This is a genomic window from Gordonia sp. LMA484 (genome assembly GCF_058129505.1).
The window spans coordinates 167,271-189,771 of sequence record NZ_CM176700.1 but is presented as its reverse complement, the minus strand read 5'-3'; the positions used below and the strand labels follow the sequence as shown (position 1 = coordinate 189,771).

Below are 22,501 nucleotides of genomic sequence, written 5' to 3'. Positions count from 1 at the left end.
CCGACGTACGGCACTAGCGCAGCGGACCACCCCACTGCGCCTGTTCCCGGATCTTGTTCTTCAGCAGCTTCCCACCCGCATTGCGCGGCAGCGCCTCCTTCGACACGGATGCGAATTGGGGGATCTTGAAGTCGGCGAGACTCTTTCGGCAGTGGTCTAGCACGGCGTCGAGGTCGAGGTCGCCCGACTCGGACACCAGTATCGCGCCGACCTTCTCCCCCATCACATCGTCGGGCACCGGCACCACCGCGGCATCCACGACACCGGGCGCCGACAACAGGACGGCCTCGACCTCGATGCTCGACACGTTCTCCCCGCCGCGGTTGATGATGTCCTTGATCCGGTCGACGATGTGGACGCGTCCGGCGTCGTCGACGCGGACGACGTCCCCGGTGTGCAGCCATCCGTCGACGATGGTGGCCGCGTCGGCGTCCGGCCGTTGCCAATAGCCTGCGGTGACGTTGCCGCCGCGAACGACGAGTTCGCCGATGCTCGGGTCATCGGAGATCGGCACGATGCCGATGTCGACCGACGGCACGGCGTAGCCGACCGAGTCGGCATGCTCCACCGCGTCGGCATCGGGCAGAACGGTGATCAGGGAGGCGGATTCGGTCATCCCGTAGCCGTTCATCACAGTTGCCTGGCCGAACGCCTTCTGCAGCTGCTGCACGAGTGCCGGCGCGATCGGCGCGCCGCCGTAACCCACCGAACGGACACCCGACACGTCCGCATCCGCAAAGGCCGGATGACGCAGGAGCAGTGCGTAGACGGCGGGGACCGTCACCATGTAGCCGATCCGCTCGGTAGTGAGTACCTCGGGCAGCGCGGCCACGTCGAGCTGCGGCATGATCACGGCGGTACCACCCACGTAGGTGGCGACGAGGAACTGCGAGTTGCATCCGGTCACGTGAAACAGCGGGACCGAGATCAGTGTCCGCATCGACGGCCCGAGATCGCGGCCGATGCCCATGCAACGAATCATGTTCTCGGCGTTGGTGATGAACGCCTCGTGCGTGGTTGGAACCCCCTTCGGACGGCCGGTGGTGCCCGAGGTGTAGAAGAACGCCGCGACGTCACCTGCGGTGAGGCCGTCCACCGCGTACGGATCCCCCGTCGGCAACGGCATGTCCGGGGCGAGGTCCACCCTGACGCCGGCGTCGTCGAGAACAAACGCCACCTCGGGTTCGGTCATCCGCGTGTTCACGGCGACCACCACCCCTCCGGCCAGCAGCGTGCCCCAGAATGCCAGCGCCCACTGGACACCTGCCGCATACCGCAGCGCGACCCGATCGCCGTTCGTCACTCCGCGATCACGCAGTCCACCCGCCACGCGTCCCGCCTCATCCCACAGCTCGGCGTAGGTCAATCGGCGACCGCCGAGTTCCACCACGGCCTCATCCTCCGGCGCGGTCTCGACGCGCTCACGCAGGACGTCGATGAGCGTTGCCGGAATATCCGCATATCGGGGGACGCCCGCGTCGTCCCGGACGACTCCGTCCTGACCGAACGGGTTGTGCTCACGACCGATCTCGATGACAGCGGCGTCACTCATCCCTCGTTTGTACTCCGTGACCGCGGCGTCGACCACCACTTCGAGCGCCGCGCGGCACGCTCATGATCACGCCTTCTCAGGACCCGGCATCGAACCCGACAGAGGAATTTCCCACAGACGAGAAATTTTTGCCTACACTGTCAATCCATGAGGCCGAAACGCACCATCACCGACACGAAAGCCTCCCGACGAACAGCATCGCTACTGATCGCGGCGGTACTCGGCGTCGGAGGTTGCACCACAACGCCTGCCGGATCGGACGCCGATCCCACCTCTCTCGATGTGCCGACCACCAGCGGGTATCTGATCGGCACCGCCACCGATACCGGCCGGACATTCCTCGGCGTGCCCTATGCCGAACCACCCATCGGGCAACGCAGGTGGGCACTACCCGAACCCGTGCACACACCCGAGGCCCCGGTCGATGCGACCCACCCGGGCAGCCCATGCCCACAGAGTGTGCCGATACCCGGCGATCATGCCGCGCCAACGGAGGACTGCCTCACCCTCAACGTCACCACACCCCGTCAGACCGACGCCGACACGCAGTTGCCGGTCATGGTCTGGTGGCATGGCGGCGGCTACACGACCGGCGCGGCAAGCACCTATGACGCGCAGCGGCTCGCGGACCGGGGCAACGTCATCGTCGTGACGGCCAACTACCGACTCGGGGTGTTCGGCTACCTGGGCATGCCCGGGATGGCCGGCGGCGGCGACTTCGGTCTGGCCGATCAGCTCGAAAGCCTGCGCTGGGTGCACGCCAACGCAACGGAATTCGGTGGCGACCCCGACAACGTGACCGTGTTCGGCGAGTCCGCGGGCGCGATGTCGGCGTGCGCGGCGCTCACCTCGCCGAAGACAACAGGCCTGGTGGACAAGATGATCCTCGCGTCGGGCTCGTGCATGCTGCGCTGGCCCGACGGCACCCTCTATCCCGGGGTCCCCGCGCACACGCCCTACGCCTCGCGTGCCGACAACCAGGCCACCAGTGTCGCAGCCGCAGAGCAGTTGGGGTGTTCCGGTGCCGACGCAATCGCATGCCTGCGCGGCCTTCCGGTCGACCGGCTCCTCACCGTCGACCAGGACTTCGCCGACAACCTCACCTACGGCACCGACCTGCTACCCCGAGATCCCGCGCAAGCGCTCCGCGACGGTGATCAGCAACAGATCCCGGTGATCACCGGCGGGAACCATGATGAGCAGCGTTCATTCGTCGGCGGCCTCCTCGCCGCGCAACCCGACGCCGTGACACCGGCCAACTACCCGCAGCTGATCAGGACCGCGTTCGGCGCGCGGGCGCCCGAGGTGCTGGCCCGCTATCCCCTGGACCACTTCCCCAGCGCGGGTCTCGCGTGGTCGAGGGTCACCACCGATGCGGTGTGGGCCTGTCCGACCCTCCAGGGTGCTCGGCTGATGTCGAAGCACGCATCGACCCACCTCTACGAATTCGCCGACGAGACGGCACCGAACGTGAACCAGATCAACACCATCCCCCAGGGTGCCGCCCACGCGACGGATACGCCGTACTACTTTGATCTCGCCGGACACAATCTGCTCAGGACGCCGCGACAACGGGAGGTCGCCGACCAGATGATCGCGTACTGGACCTCGTTCGCGCACGACGGGACACCACGCATCGCCGACGACGCCGACATTGGACCGGTCGACGAGGACCCCACCGATGCACTGCAGTTCGGGACGTCGGCGACCCGCGACGTCGACTTCGCTGCCGATCACCAGTGCAGTTTCTGGCTCTGACCGACCGGAGAGCTCATGCCGTCCAGCCGCGTCGACAACGACACGTTCATCCATCGGGCACGTCGCGCCCAGCTGATCGAGACCGCGATCGGCGTGATCGCCGACGTCGGCACCGAGCGCGCGACCATCTCGCGTATCGCCGAGGCGGCCGGAGTGACGCGCGGGGTGGTCACCTATCACTTCCGGGATCGTCCATCGTTGCTCGCCGGCGTGGTCACCTACGTCTACGACCGTGCCCGCGAGGTACTCGAGAACCGTGTCCAGTCGGCATCGACGCCACGTGAATCGTTGCGCGAGTTCATCACCGGGAGCATCGACTTCTACGGCGCATACCCTACCGAGATGACCGCATTGTCGGCCATCTACCGCTCGCCGGACATGCCTCGCTCCGATCGAGTCGAGCATCGAACGGAGGCGACGGATGTGGAGGACATCCTGATCGCCGGTATCAGGTCGGGCGACTTCCGCCGTCTCGACCCCGCGGTGACGTCGGCGACCATCCGGGCGGGGCTGGACGCCGCGCTCGAGCGCATCCGCGAAGGCGCCGACCTCGAGCATGAGAAGCGCGAGGTCTGGTCACTCTTCGATGCGGCAACGCGCAGAGCCGGTTCCGGCCCAGCGGAGCCGCCTGGGCGCCGAGATCATCAACGAAGTTCCGACGCGGGGAACTAGCAGAACGGAGCGCGCGGCCACGCCGCGCCGTCGCCCTCGGACACGCTTCAATAGCTGAACGTCGTCGCGCCGTCGCCGATCCACTCCCACAACTGGATGGTGCCACCCATCTCGGCACCCGGGATGAAGCCGGACGGGTCGATTCCCTTCGAGTTCACACAGATGGGACAGACGAGGTAGCGCCCACCGGCGCTCTCGTAGCGTTCCATCAGATCCTCCAACGGCGGACAGGCCACACAGGCCGTGGCCACCGCAACGCCCTTCACAGCAAGCCGAACCGCTTCCTTGGTCAGGAACATCGTTGTGGGACGACCGCTTTCGGCTGCGCCGACCGCGACCAGAAATGCCACCGTCACCTTCTCCGGGTCTTCGAGCCCAGTGGTGAGACTGATGGCGGCCTTGTTGGTACTCATGTCGTCCTCCTCGGGTTGTCGTTGTGACAACCAGGACGTTAGTGATCGTCACAGGCCCGGAAATCGGTGCCGACCGCCATGTTTCCCGGCACCGACATCGCCTCTATGGCGGTCGACACGCAGGTCAGTTGCTCAACAGACGCGCGACCGCCGCCGCTCGCGCCGATCGACCTGCCAGGCCGAGTTTCAGGTAGATGCTACTGAGGTGCCGCTCGACCGTGCGGATGGACAGCGAAAGTTCCCGGGCGATCTCGGCGTTGTCGAGCCCGTGTCCGACGAGCCGCAGGACGTCGCGCTCGCGATCGCTGAGGCTGCGCAGTGCCGTCGGCGTGCTCGGCGCGGTGACCGATTCTGCCGCAAGGAAGTTGCGCACTTCGGCGACGAACACTGGCCAGGCGCTCTCGTCGGCGAGGGTGATGTGATTGTCACTGTCGAGGGTCACCAGCCGGGCGTCCGGTATCGCCGCGGCGAGTCGGCGACCTTCGGCGAACGGAGACATGCGATCACCGCGGGCATGGATCACCAACGCGGGCTGGGTGATCTCGCTCAGCAATGCCGACACGTCGACGGTCCAGCGCGCGGCGCGCGAATGCAGAGCGTTGTCGGTGGATGTGGCCCGGGCCTGCAGATCGTCGAGCCAGCAGGCTTGTTCATCGGTTGCCCCGGGGATCAGCAGTTGGGTGAAGACCCGCCGAAATGTGCTGTCCGGCCTCGCCCAGCCGACCTTGATCAGCTGCCGAAACGTGTGCTCGAGCTCGGTGGCGTCGTCGTCACGACAGAACGCGGCGTGTGTGCCGTAGAGGATCAGCCGGCTGATGCGCTCCGGATGGCGCGTCGCATAGGTGATGGCGACCGGTCCGCCCTGGGACATCCCGACCATTGCGCATCGGTCGAGTCCGGCAGACTCGATCACCGCCTCGAGATCGGCAACCCGCGCATCCAGACCGAAGTCGTCCACGTCCCAGTCCGACATCCCACATCCGCGCTCGTCGTAACGTACGACGGTCGCCAATTCACCGAGATCCAGCAGGAAATGTCGCCAGACAGGGCTTTCCCAATCGAACTCCAGATGGCTGAGCCAGCAGGTGGTGAGCAGGAGTGGAGGTCCGGCGCCATGGATGGCGTAGGCGATCCTGGTGCCGTCCGCGCTGCGGCAGAAACGCACCTCCTGAGGCGGCGCTTCCCGCGACATACCTCGAGGTTAGTCGTGCCGCGCTCGTCAAACCACCGTCGTCGGCCCCAGATCGGTCACCGCGCCTCGACGACCACCACCCGCGGCGGCTGGTCCAGAGAACCGTCGTGCGGCGCAGCAGTTTCGGCGCCCGCGAAGGCGACCAGTCCGAGAATCAGCAGCTGCGGAACCGCCATCTCCATGGCGTCCAGAACTCCGTGCCACGGGCGTACCCACCGCGACGGCGGACCGGCGTGCGATCGGGTCGGCGACAGGACGGCCATGGCGTACTCCTCGGGTTCGATGTGCTCACCGACGAGGGTGTCCGACAGCGCTTGGAGATCACTTGGAGTCCACTGGTGTGTGCCTGCGCGCTTGGCCGTGAACGTCGCCGAGGCCGGCTGCGGCCCGCACCGGCCGGTCATCGGCCCCCGGCGCTATCGTCGAAAGTGCGCGCTACCCGCACCGGTAGGCCCACGGCAACCGAAGGACGATGACACGATGGCCGACGCCGACATCAACTTCTATTTCGACCCGGTATGCCCGTTCGCGTGGATGACCAGCAAATGGGTGCGCAAGGTGCAGGCACAACGCGACTACACCGTCGACTGGCGGTTCATCTCGCTCCGGCTCCTCAACGCCCATATCGACTACGACGCCCACTTCCCACCCGAGTACGAAGCGGGTCACGGCGCCGGCCTGCGCCTGCTGCGGGCGGCGGCGAGCATCCGACGGGAGCACGGTCGCGAGCCGTTGGATGCGCTCTATGCCGCCTTCGGCACCCGCATCTTCGACCAACACACCGGCACGTACACGGTCGACGGACGTGATCATCGCGGTACCGCGGACTTCCTCGGCCCGATCCTCACCGAACTCGGGCTCCCCGCACAGCACCTCGCCGCGCTCGACGATGCGAGCTTCGACGCCGAGATCCAGGCCGAGACCGACGAGGCGCTATCCCTGACCGGCCGGGACGTCGGCACACCCATCATCCATTTCCAGCCGCCGGACGGAGTCGCCTTCTTCGGGCCGGTCATCAGCCGACTTCCGAGTGACGAGGACGCGGTGGTGCTCTGGGACCACGTGATCGGCCTGGCCGGATTCCCGGGGTTCGCCGAGCTCAAGCGGAGCCTGCGTGAGAAGCCGCAGCTGAAGGCGTTCGGTGTCGATGTCGACGATGTCGGCGTGCAGGAAGACTGGCATGGCGGCAGTCGCCGCACCAAGAAATGATCGCGCCGACCGCCCGGTTGACGTGTCGGAAATTTCCGACGTATTGTCAGGCGCGTGACCACCGAGGACACCGTCTTCCTTGCGCTCGCCAACCCGGTGCGCCGACAGTTGCTGGAGATCCTGGCGACCGAACCCGCCCCGGCCGGTGAGCTCAGCACCCGGTTCGCGCTGAGCCGCTCCTCGGTCGCCGAGCACCTCAAGGTGCTCAAGGACGCCGGCCTCGTCGCCGACGAGGCCCGGGGGCGCCAGAGGATCTATCGCCTCACCGCCGCGCCGCTCGCCGAACTCGGCGAGTGGTTACACCCGTTCGAACGGTTCTGGCGCGACCGACTGTCCGATATCGCCGACATCGCAGAGGATCTCGAATGACCGACTCATCCACCTCCACCGACCGCTTCGCCGTGATCCGGGTCGATCAGTTCGTCGCGGCGCGCCCCGAAGCGGTCTGGCGCACCCTGACCGAACCCGAACTCGTCGAACGGTGGTGGGGGCGCGGCGACGTGCGACCGGTCGTCGGCCACGAATTCACCTTGGACATGCATCAATTCGGGCTTCAACCCTGCCGTGTGCTGGAGGTCGACGAGCCATCACGGTTTGTCTACACGTTCACCGAGAACTGGACGCTGACCTGGGTACTCGTCGCCGAAGGGAACGGCACCCGACTCTTCCTGGAGCACTCCGGGTTCGACCTCGACGACACACGCATGGCCGCCGCGTTCACTCAGATGGGACCGGGTTGGCGCGACGTGGTACTGCCGCGCCTCGCCGACCTCGCGCCGACTCTGTAGGCGTGCGAAGTCGGGTTACGGGCCTCAGATAAGTGTCCTCACGCGAGCAGCGCCACTATCCCCGCAACCTCGTGGACAGGACGTGCGCCTGATCGAGCAGCAACGATCCGAGTTCATGCCGACGGTCGGGCCGGAAACGTGTCTCGACGCCGGTGACGCTCAGAGCCCACGCCGGTCGGCCCGCGCCGTCGAAAACCGCCGCGCCGATGCCCCAGCTGCCCTCCACCAACAGCCCCGGGTTGACTGCGTAGCCGGTGGTCCGGGTGGCGTCGATGCGCTCGCGGACCCCCGAAACGGAGTGTGATGTGCCCCAGCGCGGCACCAGATCAGCCCGCTGCAGATAGCGGTCGATCTCGGCGTCGGGGAGGTGGCTGAGGATGGCGAGCCCCGCCGATGCGACCCCGAGCGGGAATCGGATCCCCACGTGCAGGACGTGCGAGCGCAGCGGGAAGCTGCCTTCCTGGCCGAGAACGCAGACCGTCTCGTCGCCCCGCCGTGCAGACAGGAACGCACTCTCTCCGGTCTCCCGGGCCACGTGGTCGACCACATCGCGGGCCTGATCGGTGATGTCGTAGCGGGTCGCCGCGGACGAGCCGAGCAGATAGAGCTCCGGCCCCAGAGACCATCGCCCCGTTGCGCTGTCTCGGTCGATGAGGCCTTCATCGACCAGGGCCGACAGCAACCGATGTGCGGTCGGTCGGGTCAGACCGGCGATGAGCGCCAGCTCGGTGGTACTCGCACCTGCGGGTTCCGAGGTGCCGACCGCGCGCAGCAACGCGGCCGCGCGCGCCACCACCGACGCACCCTTTTCTTCGGACACGACGTCGATCATAGCGTTCATTCAATGGACGCCAATTGAGACTCCAGACCACCAACTGAGCAATTCCTGGCCAATTTCTCCAGCTGGTTGCCTACGACGTGCCCATTCATCGACACTCGATCCCAGCTTGCCGCGTTTACTGAATGGACGCGCGTGGAAGGAGAAGCATGAGTTCGAAAGTGCATGAGACGGCTGAGGCCGCCGTCGCAGACATCGGGGACGGCGCCACTCTCGCCGTCGGCGGGTTCGGCATCTGTGGTGTGCCCGACGCGCTGATCGCGGCGATCGCCGACTCGGGTGCCGCCGGACTCGAGGTGTTCTCCAACAACTGCGGGATCGACGACTACGGCCTCGGGGTGCTGTTGTCCCTGGGACGCATTGCTCGCGTCACGGCCTCCTATGTCGGGGAGAACAAGGAGTTCGCCCGCCAGTACCTCGCCGGCGAACTCGAGGTCGAGCTGACACCACAGGGCACGCTCGCCGAGCGGCTACGGGCGGGCGGCACCGGCGTACCGGCGTTCTTCACCCCCGCCGGCGTGGGCAGCCCGATCGCCAACGGCGGCATGCCGTGGCGGTACGACAGCGACGGGTCGGTCGCAGTCGCCTCACCCCCCAAGGAGACCAGGGTGTTCGGCGACAAACGCTATGTCCTGGAAGAGGCCATCACCGCCGACTTCGCGCTGGTGCATGCCCGACGGGGTGACACCGAGGGCAATCTCGTGTTCGAGAAGACCGCATTGAACTTCAACCCGCTGGCCGCGATGGCCGGACGTATCACCGTCGCCCAGGTCGAAGAGCTCGTCGAACCCGGCGAGATCGATCCCGCCCAGGTGCATCTGCCGGGCGTCTTCGTGCAACGCATCGTCCACACCGGCCCGCAGGCCAAACGCATCGAGAAGCGCACCGTCCGCGCCGCCGAAGGGAAGTGACCCCATGACTGCCACGATCACGCCAACCGGCTGGACCCGGGACCAGATGGCCGCGCGCGCCGCGGCCGAGATGGTCGACGGCCAGTATGTGAACCTCGGTATCGGCCTGCCCACCCTGATCCCGTCGTTCCTCTCCGACGACGTGCGGGTGACTCTGCATTCGGAGAACGGCATCCTCGGCACCGGCGGCTATCCCAGCGAGGACGCTGTCGATCCCGAGCTGATCAACGCCGGCAAGGAAACCGTCACCGTCAATCCCGGAGCTGCCTTCTTCGATTCGGCACTCTCGTTCGGCATGATCCGCGGCGGACACATCGACACCGCGGTGCTGGGCGGGATGCAGGTGTCGCGCACCGGCGATCTGGCCAACTGGATGGTGCCCGGAAAGATGGTCAAGGGCATGGGTGGCGCAATGGATCTCGTGCACGGCGCCGCGCGGGTCATCGTGCTCATGGAACACACCGATCGCAGCGGCGGACCCAAGATCCTGAATGCCTGCACGCTCCCGTTGACCGGCGAGGCGATCGTCGATCGCATCATCACCAATCTCGCCGTGATCGATGTCGTCGGCGACGGCACGCTACTGCTGCGGGAGACCGCACCCGGGGTGACCGTCGACCGGGTGGTGGCCGCGACAGACGCCGAACTCACTCCCGCCTTCTTCTGACCCGGCCCATCGGCCCCCTCGGACCCGGTTGCCGCAGGCTCTCTGCCAAACGCGCACCCGCCGAGTTTCTGCGCGTGTCGCGACATGCGCGGGAAGTCGGCGAGTGCGCGTTTGGCTTGCCCGGCGCCTGTCGGGCAGCGTCCTTGTGGTGTGACCCTGCGCGCACCAGGGCGTCTGCGCAGGTCAGCGAAGCCTACTCCTGGACGGCCCAGCCCAATCGACCCCCACCATTGCGCACAATGCCCCCGCCGACGTGATACTGGTAACGCCGAGACAAAATCTCGAACCACAACGTCACGTACCTGAGACTGGAGTTGGGAACACACATGAGCACGGATCAGCCGACAATCATCTACACCCTGACCGACGAGGCGCCGATGCTCGCCACGCACGCCTTCCTGCCGGTGATCCGTGCCTTCGCCGACGCCGCCGACATCAACGTCGAGACCAGCGACATCTCGGTGGCCGCCCGTATCCTTGCCGAGTTCGGTGACTACCTGAGCGACGACCAACGTGTGCCCGACAACCTGGGTGAACTGGGACGCCTGACGCAGTTGCCCGAGACCAACATCATCAAGCTGCCCAACATCAGTGCTTCGGTCCCGCAGCTGCTGGCCGCCATCAAGGAACTCAAGGAGAAGGGCTACAACCTTCCCGACTTCCCGGGCAGCCCGAAGACCGACGAAGAGCGCGAGATCCGCGAGCGCTACACCAAGTGCCTGGGTAGCGCCGTCAATCCAGTTCTCCGCGAAGGTAACTCCGACCGTCGCGCACCCAAGGCGGTCAAGGAGTACGCCCGCAAGCACCCGCACAGCATGGGCAAGTGGTCGATGGCCTCGCGCACTCACGTCGCCCACATGACCGAGGGCGACTTCTACCACGGTGAGAAGTCGATGACGGTCTCCGGTGACCGCGAGGTCAAGATGGAGCTGATCACCGAGGGTGGCGAGACCCTCGTGCTCAAGCCGAAGGTGAAACTCACCGACGGCGACGTCATCGACAGCATGTTCATGAGCAAGAAGGCGCTCGTCGAGTTCTACGAAGAGCAGATCGAGGACGCCTACGAGACCGGCGTGATGTTCTCCCTGCATGTGAAGGCGACCATGATGCGGGTCAGCCACCCCATCGTCTTCGGTCACGCCGTCAAGGTCTTCTACAAGGACGCCTTCGCCAAACACGGCGAACTGTTCGACGAACTCGGGGTCAACGTCAACAACGGTCTGTCCGACCTCTACGCCAAGATCGAGTCGCTGCCGAGTGCGCAGCGCGAAGAGATCGTCGACGACCTGCACAAGTGCCACGAGCACCGTCCCGAGCTGGCCATGGTCGACTCGGCGCGCGGCATCTCGAACTTCCACTCCCCCAGCGATGTCATCGTCGATGCGTCGATGCCGGCGATGATCCGCGCCGGCGGCAAGATGTACGGCGCGGACGGCCGCCTCAAGGACACCAAGGCCGTCAACCCCGAGTCGACCTTCTCCCGCATCTATCAGGAGATGATCAACTTCTGTAAGACCAACGGCGCGTTCGACCCGACGACGATGGGCACCGTCCCCAACGTCGGTCTGATGGCGCAGAAGGCCGAGGAGTACGGCTCACACGACAAGACCTTCGAGGTCCCGGCCGGTGGCGTCGCCAACATCGTCGACCTGGCCACCGGCGAGGTGCTGCTGACCCAGAACGTCGAAGAGGGTGACATCTGGCGTCTGTGCATCGTCAAGGACGCGCCCATCCAGGACTGGGTGAAACTGGCCGTGACGCGCTCCCGCGACTCGGGCATGCCCGTCGTGTTCTGGCTGGATCCGTACCGTCCGCACGAGAACGAGCTGATCGCCAAGGTGCACAAGTACCTGAAGGATCACGACACCGAGGGCCTCGACATCCAGATCATGTCGCAGGTCCGGGCCATCCGTTACACCATGGAGCGGCTGATCCGCGGACTGGACACGATCTCGGCGACCGGCAACATCCTGCGCGACTACCTGACCGACCTGTTCCCCATCCTCGAGTTGGGCACCAGCGCCAAGATGCTGTCCATCGTGCCGCTCATGGCCGGCGGCGGACTGTACGAGACGGGGGCCGGCGGTTCGGCACCCAAACACGTCAAGCAGCTCATCGAGGAAAATCACCTGCGGTGGGACTCGCTCGGCGAGTTCCTCGCGCTCGCCGTCAGCCTGGAAGACCTCGGGAAGAAGACCGGCGACAAGCGGGCCGAGATCCTGGCCAAGGCGCTCGACGCGGCGACGGGCAAGCTGCTGGAAGACAACAAGGGACCGTCGCGCACCACCGGTGAACTCGACAACCGCGGCAGCCAGTTCTACCTGGCCATGTACTGGGCGCAGGCGCTCGCCGAGCAGACCGAGGACGAGGGCCTCGCCAAGCACTTCGCGTCGCTGGCCAAGACCCTCAAGGAGAACGAGGATCAGATCGTCGGGGAGCTCAACGAGGCGCAGGGGACGTCCGTCGACATCGGCGGCTACTACTTCCCGGACTCCGAGAAGACCGCGGCGGTGATGCGTCCGAGCAAGACGTTCAACGAGGCATTGGCCGCCGCACGCGACTGATCCCCCGGATACCACTCACCTCAGCCTGCACGCCGTCCACCGGGTGCAGGCTGAGGTGCTTCTGTCGTCGACGAACCCGGCGGCAGCACATCTCCTACGCCGCAGGAGTGCCGCTCAACGGTTTGCCCACACCAAGCCCCGCAGCGTGGCGGTCGGTGGGATGTCCTCCACCCCGAGGATCCCGCTCGGGGAGTCGCACACCCAGTCGATGGCGTTGACGGCGCGCGCTGCCGTGGAGATGCACGCCGCGTCGGTGGTGTCGAGCCAGGGGTGGGACACATGCGCGTTGATCTCCACCCTCGGGTCTCCCTCGACCACCACCCGATGGACACCGGAATGCCCTGGTGGCGGAAAATCCCAGTCCGGTGCGGCCACCGCCGTGAGTCGATTGACGTGTTCGAGCGTGATCACCGCAACGCCGTCCACGACGCCTTCCGTCGCGAAGCGGACAGCGGCCATTCCTCCTGGCTCGACGGTCATCATCGTGCAGTCGATGCGATCGGGGGTGAACCATCGCTCGGTCCGCTGTCGCACCTCGTCCAGGGTGATGTCGAGTGCGGCCGCCAGGGCCCGCACCTGCCCACCCCACATCGATGCCACCACCCCGGGCGCGTACAGCGGGGCCGGTTCCTCGTCTTCTGTTTGCCCGAAACCCATCGCGGCCCCGGTGAACTCGGCGTCGTCGTAGTTTCCGTAGTCGAAGATCTCCTGCACGGTGATCGTCCGCGCCCGAGCCACCAGACCGAGCGCCGTATGCGCCAGGGTGTCGCCGGAGAAGCCGGGGTCGACCCCGTTGATGTACAGCGACGCCGAGCCGTGGTCGCAGGCGCGTGCGAGTGGTTCGGCGACCCAGCTCTCGGCATGCCGCCCCGCCGCCAGCCACACCAGCGAGGTCCCGACGACGTCGATGCCTGCCGCCAGGATCTTCGACATCTGCTCGATCGCCTCGTCGGGACGGGTCTCCGCCAGCGCTGTGTACACCACACAGTCGGGACCCAGACCGATGAGCGCATCGAGGTCATCGGTGGCGATCACGCCGGTCGGCGAGTCCAGCCCGCACAGCGCGGCAGCGTCTTTCCCGATCTTCGCCGGGCTCGCGGCGTGGACCCCGAGCAACTCGAGATCCGGGCGGCCGATGATGGTCCGCAACGAATGACGTCCCACATTGCCTGTCGCAACCTGCACCACACGTCGCACTGTCACCCCCGTCGTCGTGGTCGCCGATCGGTCGGCAACCTCGTGGGCGACACTATCGCTACTACCGTCGGCATTACTGTTGAATGCTCGATTCGGAGGGCGAGCACCGAAAGGCGCCCCACAGATGCACTCTCCCCAGACGTGCCGCGAACATCATGTGCGCGAGACCCCCGGGGAGGGCGCATGTGTAGACGGCCCGACAGCCGGACCGGACGGATCCCTCAGGCGCGGTCGGGCAGATGCTTGCGTGACCCGCCGAGCACGACGAGCAGCGAGATCACCATCAGTCCGAGCAGCACCATCAGCAACTGCACGGTGGTGAACGGCGGCGTGAGGGCGGCCAGGACGGTGGGGGCGGCGAAGCCGATGTAGGCGACGGCGTAGAAGATGCCGGTGAGCTTCGCCAGCTCGTGCGGTGGGGCGATCCGCTGCACCTCGAGCAGCCCGGACACCAGGCCGATGCCGAATCCGGCACCCAGTACGACGCTCGCCACGACCCCGACCACCAACCGCTGGCCCGTGACGGCAACTGTCATGACGACGATTCCCACGATCAGAGCCGACAGCGCCACGACGATCCCGCGCGCGCTCGACACCGAATCGATGCGGCGCGCCACGGGCTGGATCAGTGCTCCCGACCCCAAGGCGATCACGCTCAGCAGGGTGGCGTAGGCCAGGCCGAGCCCGCCGGCGGCATCTGCCAGCAGCACCGGTTGATAGCCATACGACAGTCCACACGCGACGAACAGCCACGGTCCACACACGAGGACCACCCGCATGAACCGACGGTGCCGCGCCGACGTCACGCGCAGGCTCGACCGGAAATCCGCCTCCTGGTGTGCGTGCACGGTCTCGGGAGCCCGCCAGATCAGCCACGCGAACGGGATCGTCACGGCGATGTGGATGACGAACGGGAGGATCTCCGGTAGCGGCCCCCACTGGGCGATACAGCCGGCCACGAGCGCACCCACCGCGGAGCCGAGTGTGAACGCCAACGACGCCCGCCGCGCGCCCGCCCCGGCATCGGCGGTCGGGTCGTGCGGCGGCACCGACAGCTCCTTGAGCCAACTGGTTCCGACCGCCATCGCCGTACCAACGGACATACCGGCCAACAGTCGGCCCACCATGATCGGGATCTGGCCGAGTCCGTCGAGCGCGAGGAATCCGCTACCCAACAGGCCGAAGCCCACCGCGCACACCATCGGCAGACGACGACCGAGGTGATCCGATGCGGCACCAGCGATCACCAGCGCAGGCGCCAGACCGGCCACGTAGACGCCGAGGAACAGCGTCACCGTCGCCGACGAATAGTGGTCGACCTCGCGATACATCAACAGCAAAGGACTGAACTGGTTTCCCGACCACGCGCAGACGAACAACGCGCCGAACACGACGACCCACGCCGGTGTACGGGCCGACAGGCTCGATTCGGCGGGCGAACGTCGGAGCACGTCGATGCTCATATGGCCCCCTGGTAGCGGTCGAGATGCGCCGTCAGCAAACGCGCGAACTCCACGGCATCGCGATCGAGAAAGCACGCCGCCAGTTGCTCATGATCGTCGAACGACGAGCCGAGATTGGCAGGATCGATCTGCAACAGCAGGTTCCGGAGCCGCTGCTGACGGCCTCGGAGCTGCTCGTAGAAGTGGCAGGCGATGGGGTTGCCCGACGCGGCGACCATGGTCGCATGGAACTCGTCGTCGGCCTCGACGAAAGCGTCGACATCCCCGGAGTTCACGTACTCCCGCTGGCGCGCGAGGTTCGCCAGCAGCCGCTCGGCCACCGCATCGTCCGGCCTGCGCTTCGCGAGGAGCTGCTCGGCCGCGCCGATCTCGACACCGCGGCGCATCGACAGCACGTCAGACGCCTCCGACGGAGTCAACGGCCGCACGATCGCACCCTTACGAGGGATGAGGTCGAGCAACTGCTCTGCGCCGAGACGCAGGAACGCCTCGTGGACCGGGGTACGACTGATCCCGAGGTCGGCGCCGACCTTCACCTCACTGACCAACTGCCCACCGGACAACTCACCGTTGAGGATCTGCGATCTCACTGTCAGGTAAGCGCGTTCGGCGGCCACGACCGGACTCTGCTCTGGCATGGTCAGGAACTGTAACACCCTTGCATGCATGCTTGCATGCAAGGAGTCGGGCGTCGGCCCGCCCAATCCTCGCGACGCTCGGACGACGCCCGCCGACTTGTGCCATCGTTTTACCCATGACCAGCCCAGACTTCGACGTGAACAAGCTGTTCCCGGGAAAGTTCTTCATCAGCACCGCCCTCGACGTTCTCGAGTCAAAGCGGAAGATGACCGGGCACCTGCGCCGTCGCTACCTTCAGCGTGCCGCGATGGCGGGCATCATCATCGGGATCTTCTACCTGATCAACTACACGATCATCGCCGCGTTCGACACAATGGGCAGCGACCCCGATCAGCTCCACGTCGTCGGCAAACTGATCGGCGCATTCGTGTTCGGTTGGGCGCTGGTGTTCATCTACTACACGAAATCCGAGCTACTGACGTCGAACATGATGATCGTGGCGATCGGCACGTACTATCGCCGCGTCACTCCGTTGATCGTGGCGCGCATCCTGGGCCTGTGCTATCTCGGCAACATCATCGGTGGACTTCTCCTGGCCGGCCTGCTGCGCGGCACCACGCTCGTCAACGAACGCGTCCTCGAGGCGATGCAGCATTCGGTCGACGTCAAGACCGGTTACCTCAGTGAGGGTTTCACCGGCTGGCTCGATCTTTTCATCCGAGCGATCCTGTGTAACTTCATGATCAATCTGGCGATGCTCTTGGTGTACAACGGCTACCTGCACGAGGACATCGCCAAGATCATGGCGATGATCACGGCGGTGTTCGTGTTCGCGTTCCTCGACTTCGAGCACTCGGTCGCCAACACCGTGCTGTTCATGATCGTCGGCCTGCAGGACGGCATCGACGTCGGACCGGCCCTCGGCAACCTCGGAATCGTGTTGCTGGGCAACCTGGTCGGTGGCGGCATCCTGATCGGCTTCTACTACGCGTGGGTCAACGACGAGCGGGACACGCCACGTCTGCGGCTGCGTCGCCGCGACTGAGCGGCGTCCGGAGCGCTACGACCGATCGCAGGCCGGGGCGGGCGCATCCTCCGACAGAGGCTTGCCGAGCGGAATGAGATAGACGACGTCGAGCACCACCGGCACGGCACCCAGGTTCTGCCCCTGATGCGTGTTCGCCTGCCCGCGAGGCTCGGTGATGAGCTCACCCTGCCGATAGATGGTCGGCACACAATCTGGCCCCGGATGCGTCAGGGTCCCGGATCGGACGATCCCGTACAGATCACCGTCGTGATAATGCCAACCGGTCGTCCCACCGGGCGCGATTGTGACCTCACGCAGCGCGACGTGAACGCCGGCGGGCACGAAGGGCACCACGCCGGCGGGGATGTCGGCCTCGGCGAGGGTGGTTGCCGTGACACCGGATGACGGGGTTGCCGAGGCCGCGGCAGGTACTGCGCCGACCATGGCCACAGCAGCACTCAGCCCGACGACGAGGCTTCCCATACGCTTCACCCCCGGAACGTAACGGGCGCACCCTTGCCCGCTTCGCCTGTCGGCATGTTCGTAACGAAAGAGTGACCGACCCCCGATTCTGTCGGCCCCTCACGGGCCGCACCCGCAAGATGGACGCCATGGCCGAACGCAACACATCGCAGGAACCAGCCATCGGGGTGATCGGGGGTTCCGGGTTCTATTCGTGGCTGGCCGAGGACGACTCGTTCAGCGACGTGGTCGAACACCGCGTCACCACGCCGTTCGGCGCGCCGTCGGCGCCACTGACCGAAGGGAGGATCGACGGCCGTCGCATCGTCTTCCTCCCCCGGCATGGCGTCGCCCACGAGTTTCTCCCGCACAGCGTTCCCTATCGCGCAAACCTCTGGGCGTTGCGCGAACTCGGAGTCCGGCGGGTGCTCAGCGCATCGGCGGTGGGCGGCCTGAAGACAGAAGCGGGTCAGGGCACCGTGGTGGTGCCCGACCAGCTGGTGGACCGGACATCCGGGCGTCCGCAGACCTTTTTCGATCGTCTGCCCGCAGGAAACCCGTACGGTCCGATCCACGCGTCGTTCGCCGACCCCTACTGTCCGCGGCTACGAACCGCGATGACCCGCCAATCCACGGACGTTCGTGACGGCGGCACCCTGGTGGTGATCGACGGGCCTCGGTTCTCCACTCGGGCGGAGAGCCGATGGTATGCCGCACAGGGCTGGTCGGTGATCAACATGACCGGACACCCCGAGGCGGTGCTGGCTCGCGAGCTCCAGCTCTGCTACGCCAACGCCTGCCTGGTGACCGATCTCGACGCAGGTGTCTCCGAAGGAGAAGGCGTGACCGCCGCCGAGGTCTTCGCCGAGTTCGAACGTAACCTGCCCGCCTTCGCGAAGCTGCTCCTCGGTGCGATCCTCGCGGTTGACTTGACCACCGAGTGCGACTGCGCAACAGCAGATTACGATGTCGACGCCATCATGCGAGAGCTGGCGTGACGCGGGTTGCGCTGACCGGGGCCGCGGGGTTCATCGGGTCGGCGGTTCGCGAGCTGCTCGATGCCCGCGGTTTCGAGGTGGTCGCGGTCGACGCGATGATTCCGGAGGCACACGGTCCGTCCTCGCAACCACCACCGGGCACGGTACGCGTCGACGTCACCGACGTGGACGCGCTCACCGATCTCCTCGATGGCGTCGACGTCGTCTGCCACCAGGCCGCGATGGTGGGTATGGGCGTGACCATGGCGGACGCACCCGCCTACGCCCGGCACAACGACCTGGGGACCGCAGCCGTACTGGCCGCCATGCACCGCGCCGGCTGCGGGCGTCTCGTTCTCGCATCGTCGATGGTGGTCTACGGGCCCGGCCGCCTACGCACCGACGACGGCCGGCCGGTCTCCGAACTGCCGGAGCGGGATCCACGGCGCACCGGTTCCGGTGACTTCGAGTACCGCACGGCCGACGACAGACCCATCACCTGGGAGCTGACCGACGAGGACGCCCCACTGGCACCCCTCAGCCTCTACGCGGCCAGCAAGGTCGCGCAGGAACACTACGCACGGGCGTGGTCGCTGGCCACCGGGGGCGCGGTGGTCGCACTGCGCTATCACAACGTCTACGGTCCCGGCATGCCCCGAGACACCCCGTATGCCGGTGTCGCGTCGATCTTCCGATCACGGCTCGCGGCCGGGCAGGCTCCCCTGGTGTTCGAGGATGGCGGTCAGATGCGCGACTTCGTCCACGTCGCCGATGTCGCCGAGGCCAATCTCGCCGCGATCACCTGCGACATCGGCGGATTCACTCCGCTGAATGTCTGCTCCGGCCGGCCGATCGCGATCAAGGACGTGGCGGAGGTCCTGTCGCGTCAGATCGACGGCCCGGATCCGGTGGTGACCGGCCAGGTGCGCCCGGGCGACATCCGGCACATCGTCGCCGATCCGGCCCGCGCACACCGGGTGCTCGGCTTCACGGCGCGGATCGGGCCCGACGAGGGGCTCGCTGAGTTCGCGACCGCGCCGCTGCGTGACCCGGCGGCACCGTGACTCATCCGGGCGTCGACGACGTCCCGGTGCCGAGCGCCCGCGACGTGGATGCCACGCGCGGCAGAAACACCTCGAATCGGCTCCCCCGCTCGGTGTTCGACGCGGTGATCTCACCGGCGTGCGCGGCGATCAGCCCCTGCGCGATCGCCAGTCCCATCCCCGACCCGACCGGCAGTCCGTCGCCGTTGATCGGGGTCCGCGACTTCGTACCGCGGTAAGCCACCTCGAAGATCCGCGGGAGGTCCTCCTCGGGGATGCCCACGCCGTCGTCGTCGACCACGATGGACACCCCGGCAGCTGCGGGCGCGACGACGAGGTCGACCGAACCACCGGCGCGGGTGTGGGCGATCGCGTTGACCACGAGGTTGGTCAGAATCCGTGACAGCGCAGTCGAACTCGCGGTCGCGATCACCGCGACGTCCGGCGCGTCGACGCCGAGCGTGACGCCGGCCCGGCGTGCGGCACCGCCGAGTGCAGTGGTGACCTCGTCGACCACCTCTCGCACGTCGATCGGTTCGAACTCCAATGTCATTGCACCGGAATTGATTCTCGACATCTCGAACAGATCGTCGACCATCTGCGACAGACGGATGGTGTTCGTGTCGATCTCGCGGGCGAATTCGCTGATCTCGTCCGGCGAGGTGACCACCTGGTCGGACAACGCCTCGGCGAGCGCCTTGATGTCGGCCAGCGGTGTCCGCAGATCGTGGCTGACCCAGGCGATGAGTTCACGGCGGGACCGCTCCGCGGCGCGCTCCTGGTCCCGCATCTGCCGCTCCCACACCGTGCGTTTCGCCTGCATGTGTCCGAGCATCAGTGCGAGCGGGGCAGTCACCAGCGCGACCGCTGCGAGTACCGCGGCCACCCGGGAGCTGTCCTCGGTGAACATGAACCCGCTGATCCCGAAGATCGCGGTGAAGGTGGCGGACAGCGGTACCAGGATGATCGCGACCATGTTGACCCGCAGGGACATTCCCCGGATGAGATAGAGCACTCCGGCTCCCACCGCGGCGATCGGCGCCGTCATCGCCAGGGCCACACCGAAGATGCGCAGGGTCTCGGTGTTCATGCACGTCCCCGATCCGACTCCGATGCGGAGGCATTCCAGCGGTATCCACGACCCCATACGGTTTCGATCCTGGCCGCGTCGCCCAGTTTGGCCCGTAGACGTTTGACGTGCACGGTGACCGTGGAGATGTCGCCGAATGTCCAACCCCACACCTGATCGAGCAGTTCCTCGCGGGTGAAGACCGCATCCGGATGGGTGAGGAAGAAGACCAGCAGGTCGAACTCACGTTTGGTGGTCGATACCTTCCGCGGGCCGACGAACACCGCACACGACGCCTGGTCGACACTGATCGGCCCGTCGGACAGCTGCGACCCATTGCTGAATCGGGGCGCCTGCGCGCGCCGGAGCACCGACTGCACCCGCAGACTCAGCTCGCGTGGACTGAAGGGCTTGGCCACGTAGTCGTCGGCGCCGGACTCGAGTCCGGCGACTCGGTCGTCTTCCTCGCCCAGAGCGGTCAGCATGATGACCGGCAGGTCGGCGTGATCGCCGCGGCGGATCTGCTCGCACACCGTGATGCCGTCGCCGTCGGGCATCATCACATCCAGGATCGCCAGATCGATCGGATTCGACTCGATCTGGGCCAGCGCCTGCGCGCCGCTGGACACCACCGTGACGTCCATGCCGTCGCGTTGCAGATAGCGACGGACCACATCGGCGACCACACGGTCGTCGTCGGCTACGAGAATGCGCACCATGTACCAGCTCTCACTTCACCAATACGTTAACAACAGATGATTGACGATCAGCGCCACCGCGGCCTGGCCGGTCAGCCAGATGCGCTGGTGGCGCCGCGGCAACAGACCGGTACAGACGAGTACCCACAGCGAGAACGGCAGCCAGATCCGTTCGGTCTCCGCCTTGCTGAGAGCGCTCAGATCGGCGGCGAGGATCGCCAACAGGCCGGCGAGTGCGAGCAGGACGGGTGGCCGCAGCAATGCCTGCCGCAGCGGACGGTGCCACACTCGGCCCACGCCTGCCGCGACGGCCGGGCCGAGAGCGCACAGGGTGGCCGCCAGATTGGCCCATCCCCAGTAGGCGAACGGACGCTTGCTCGCGATGCCCTGGTAGTAGCGCTCGACCACCAGGTGATAGCCGTCGAGCCACCAGAAGCCGGCAAGCCAGAACGCCCCGGCCACGGCGAGCGCAGCCGCGACGGCCCAGGGAACGGGACGGGCCGAACGCGCCCCGACGAGTACTGCGAGAACGACGAGTCCGATCAGCACCAATCCGTAGTTGAGGAAGACGGCGAAACCGAGCAGCAGTCCGGCCGCGACCCCCCAGACCGCTGCACGCACCCCACGCTCAGAGGCCGAGACCGCGAGCAGTGCCACCCCCCACGCGGCGACTCCCATGAAGTAGCCGTCGGCGGACACCCCCACCCAGACCCAGCCCGGGAACAGGACCAGGAACGGTGCACAGCGACGGGCCCAGCCCTCGTCACCCACGCGGCGCAGGGTGACCAGAACGGCGACGGTGGCGCTGGTACCGACGACAACGCACCAGGTGGCCGCCCAACCGCCACCCGAGAGCCCGATACGGTCCAGGACGACGAAGGTGAGCAGGGCACCGGGAGGATGGCCGGACACATGGGTGGTCCAGGAGTCCGGCTGACCGTCCAGGATGCGACTGGAGAACGTGCGCAGCAGCTCGCCGATCCCCCTGACACCGGGAACCTCGGCGAGGTACTCGGGGCGGCGCTCGAGCCGGCCCGCATACCCGCGCTGCCACCCGTCGACGAGGGCCAGGCTCACCGTCCAGACCAGTGCCCAGGCCCAGACGACGGCGCACAGCCGCGCCCAGGACAACCGCTGCGCCCACACCGGCATCAGCACGATCGCGGCGATCGCCAGAGCGATCGCGGGCGCGGTCCCCGGTCCGGTGTGGGGCAACCAGTTGCCGAACAGCGGGGGCGCCTCGGCGAAGATCTTGCCCAGCAGTGAGCGATCGAACACCAGCGGAACCAGTGTCGCCGCAGCCACGAGTGTCGCTGCGAGCGTGACACTCACGACGTCCCGGAGCACACCGCGACCGTCGGCGATCGGCTCGTCGTCGGCCGCTCGTGCGTCCGCCTCCTCGTCGGTCACGGTTTCGGCCAT

General features: G+C 66.7%; 23 protein-coding genes. 11 read left to right on the top strand and 12 right to left on the bottom strand.

Features of this window, described 5'->3' with window-relative positions; genetic code table 11:
- Positions 1–13: 13 nt before the first annotated feature.
- Positions 14–1,552, bottom strand: a complete 1,539-nt coding sequence (locus AC4AMJ_RS00840; RefSeq protein WP_489916685.1) for a class I adenylate-forming enzyme family protein — start codon at positions 1,550–1,552, stop codon at positions 14–16.
- Positions 1,553–1,699: 147 nt separating this feature from the next.
- Between AC4AMJ_RS00840 and AC4AMJ_RS00835 the strand changes: the two genes are divergently transcribed.
- Together AC4AMJ_RS00835 and AC4AMJ_RS00830 are read left to right on the top strand one after the other, a co-directional pair.
- Positions 1,700–3,310 carry a carboxylesterase/lipase family protein gene (locus AC4AMJ_RS00835; RefSeq protein ID WP_489916683.1) on the top strand — a complete coding sequence of 537 codons (1,611 nt, stop codon included), beginning with the start codon at positions 1,700–1,702 and terminating at the stop codon, positions 3,308–3,310.
- Positions 3,311–3,325: 15 nt separating this feature from the next.
- Positions 3,326–3,982 carry a TetR/AcrR family transcriptional regulator gene (locus AC4AMJ_RS00830; protein WP_489916681.1) on the top strand — a complete coding sequence of 219 codons (657 nt, stop codon included), beginning with the start codon at positions 3,326–3,328 and terminating at the stop codon, positions 3,980–3,982.
- Positions 3,983–4,029: 47 nt separating this feature from the next.
- On the opposite strand, the gene AC4AMJ_RS00825 is transcribed toward AC4AMJ_RS00830, so the two are convergent.
- From AC4AMJ_RS00825 to AC4AMJ_RS00815, 3 genes are all read right to left on the bottom strand, one after another.
- Positions 4,030–4,395, bottom strand: a complete 366-nt coding sequence (locus AC4AMJ_RS00825) for a DsrE family protein (RefSeq protein ID WP_489916679.1) — start codon at positions 4,393–4,395, stop codon at positions 4,030–4,032.
- A 124-nt stretch (positions 4,396–4,519) separates the two neighbouring features.
- Positions 4,520–5,587: an alpha/beta fold hydrolase gene (locus tag AC4AMJ_RS00820; protein WP_489916677.1), complete on the bottom strand. Its 1,068-nt coding sequence runs from the start codon at positions 5,585–5,587 to the stop codon at positions 4,520–4,522.
- 56 nt (positions 5,588–5,643) lie between these two features.
- Positions 5,644–5,991 (bottom strand): hypothetical protein, encoded by a 348-nt coding sequence (locus AC4AMJ_RS00815; RefSeq protein ID WP_489916675.1) that lies wholly within the window; start codon positions 5,989–5,991, stop codon positions 5,644–5,646.
- Positions 5,992–6,067: 76 nt separating this feature from the next.
- Here AC4AMJ_RS00815 and AC4AMJ_RS00810 point away from each other — a divergent pair, with 76 nt between their 5' ends.
- The 3 genes from AC4AMJ_RS00810 to AC4AMJ_RS00800 are packed head-to-tail and all read left to right on the top strand — an operon-like array spanning position 6,068 to position 7,584.
- The gene (locus tag AC4AMJ_RS00810) at positions 6,068–6,796 is read left to right on the top strand and encodes a mycothiol-dependent nitroreductase Rv2466c family protein (protein ID WP_489897474.1); all 729 of its coding nucleotides are present in this window, start codon (positions 6,068–6,070) and stop codon (positions 6,794–6,796) included.
- 54 nt (positions 6,797–6,850) lie between these two features.
- Positions 6,851–7,165, top strand: a complete 315-nt coding sequence (locus AC4AMJ_RS00805; protein WP_489916673.1) for an ArsR/SmtB family transcription factor — start codon at positions 6,851–6,853, stop codon at positions 7,163–7,165.
- Positions 7,162–7,584 (top strand): SRPBCC family protein, encoded by a 423-nt coding sequence (locus AC4AMJ_RS00800; RefSeq protein WP_489916671.1) that lies wholly within the window; start codon positions 7,162–7,164, stop codon positions 7,582–7,584. The genes AC4AMJ_RS00805 and AC4AMJ_RS00800 overlap by 4 nt, the downstream gene beginning before the upstream one ends.
- A gap of 55 nt (positions 7,585–7,639) precedes the next feature.
- Here AC4AMJ_RS00800 and AC4AMJ_RS00795 read toward each other — a convergent pair whose 3' ends face one another.
- Entirely contained in the window at positions 7,640–8,425 is a 786-nt protein-coding gene (locus AC4AMJ_RS00795; protein ID WP_489916669.1) for an IclR family transcriptional regulator, read from the bottom strand.
- 146 nt (positions 8,426–8,571) lie between these two features.
- On the opposite strand from AC4AMJ_RS00795, the gene AC4AMJ_RS00790 reads away from it, so the two are divergent.
- The 3 genes from AC4AMJ_RS00790 (at position 8,572) to AC4AMJ_RS00780 (ending at position 12,564) form a co-directional block, all read left to right on the top strand.
- Positions 8,572–9,333: a CoA transferase subunit A gene (locus AC4AMJ_RS00790; RefSeq protein WP_489897478.1), complete on the top strand. Its 762-nt coding sequence runs from the start codon at positions 8,572–8,574 to the stop codon at positions 9,331–9,333.
- A 4-nt stretch (positions 9,334–9,337) separates the two neighbouring features.
- A complete protein-coding gene (locus AC4AMJ_RS00785; RefSeq protein ID WP_489916667.1) occupies positions 9,338–10,000 on the top strand; it encodes a 3-oxoacid CoA-transferase subunit B in 663 nt (220 codons plus the stop codon).
- 326 nt (positions 10,001–10,326) lie between these two features.
- Positions 10,327–12,564, top strand: coding sequence for an NADP-dependent isocitrate dehydrogenase (locus AC4AMJ_RS00780; protein ID WP_489916665.1), 2,238 nt, complete (start codon positions 10,327–10,329; stop codon positions 12,562–12,564).
- 114 nt (positions 12,565–12,678) lie between these two features.
- Here AC4AMJ_RS00780 and AC4AMJ_RS00775 read toward each other — a convergent pair whose 3' ends face one another.
- The 3 genes from AC4AMJ_RS00775 to AC4AMJ_RS00765 form a co-directional block, all read right to left on the bottom strand.
- Complete coding sequence (locus tag AC4AMJ_RS00775) at positions 12,679–13,761, bottom strand: NAD(P)H-dependent amine dehydrogenase family protein (protein WP_489918549.1); 1,083 nt, start codon at positions 13,759–13,761, stop codon at positions 12,679–12,681.
- Between the two features lie 221 nt (positions 13,762–13,982).
- Positions 13,983–15,224, bottom strand: coding sequence for an MFS transporter (locus AC4AMJ_RS00770; protein WP_489916663.1), 1,242 nt, complete (start codon positions 15,222–15,224; stop codon positions 13,983–13,985).
- Positions 15,221–15,862 (bottom strand): GntR family transcriptional regulator, encoded by a 642-nt coding sequence (locus AC4AMJ_RS00765; RefSeq protein ID WP_489897482.1) that lies wholly within the window; start codon positions 15,860–15,862, stop codon positions 15,221–15,223. The genes AC4AMJ_RS00770 and AC4AMJ_RS00765 overlap by 4 nt, the downstream gene beginning before the upstream one ends.
- 116 nt (positions 15,863–15,978) lie before the next feature.
- On the opposite strand from AC4AMJ_RS00765, the gene AC4AMJ_RS00760 reads away from it, so the two are divergent.
- Positions 15,979–16,848 carry a formate/nitrite transporter family protein gene (locus AC4AMJ_RS00760; RefSeq protein WP_489897483.1) on the top strand — a complete coding sequence of 290 codons (870 nt, stop codon included), beginning with the start codon at positions 15,979–15,981 and terminating at the stop codon, positions 16,846–16,848.
- A 15-nt stretch (positions 16,849–16,863) separates the two neighbouring features.
- Here the strand turns inward: AC4AMJ_RS00760 and AC4AMJ_RS00755 are convergent, their stop codons facing one another.
- Positions 16,864–17,313, bottom strand: coding sequence for a cupin domain-containing protein (locus tag AC4AMJ_RS00755; protein ID WP_489918548.1), 450 nt, complete (start codon positions 17,311–17,313; stop codon positions 16,864–16,866).
- A gap of 128 nt (positions 17,314–17,441) precedes the next feature.
- Here AC4AMJ_RS00755 and AC4AMJ_RS00750 point away from each other — a divergent pair, with 128 nt between their 5' ends.
- Positions 17,442–18,290: an S-methyl-5'-thioadenosine phosphorylase gene (locus AC4AMJ_RS00750; protein WP_489916661.1), complete on the top strand. Its 849-nt coding sequence runs from the start codon at positions 17,442–17,444 to the stop codon at positions 18,288–18,290.
- The gene (locus tag AC4AMJ_RS00745; protein ID WP_489916659.1) at positions 18,287–19,333 is read left to right on the top strand and encodes an NAD-dependent epimerase/dehydratase family protein; all 1,047 of its coding nucleotides are present in this window, start codon (positions 18,287–18,289) and stop codon (positions 19,331–19,333) included. Before AC4AMJ_RS00750 ends, AC4AMJ_RS00745 begins: the two co-directional genes overlap by 4 nt.
- A 1-nt stretch (position 19,334) precedes the next feature.
- On the opposite strand, the gene AC4AMJ_RS00740 is transcribed toward AC4AMJ_RS00745, so the two are convergent.
- From AC4AMJ_RS00740 to AC4AMJ_RS00730, 3 genes are read right to left on the bottom strand one after another with little or no spacing between them, the layout of a single operon-like run.
- Positions 19,335–20,402: a sensor histidine kinase gene (locus AC4AMJ_RS00740; RefSeq protein WP_489916657.1), complete on the bottom strand. Its 1,068-nt coding sequence runs from the start codon at positions 20,400–20,402 to the stop codon at positions 19,335–19,337.
- Complete coding sequence (locus AC4AMJ_RS00735; protein WP_489897488.1) at positions 20,399–21,100, bottom strand: response regulator transcription factor; 702 nt, start codon at positions 21,098–21,100, stop codon at positions 20,399–20,401. The genes AC4AMJ_RS00740 and AC4AMJ_RS00735 overlap by 4 nt, the downstream gene beginning before the upstream one ends.
- 15 nt (positions 21,101–21,115) lie before the next feature.
- Positions 21,116–22,501, bottom strand: a complete 1,386-nt coding sequence (locus AC4AMJ_RS00730) for a hypothetical protein (protein ID WP_489897489.1) — start codon at positions 22,499–22,501, stop codon at positions 21,116–21,118.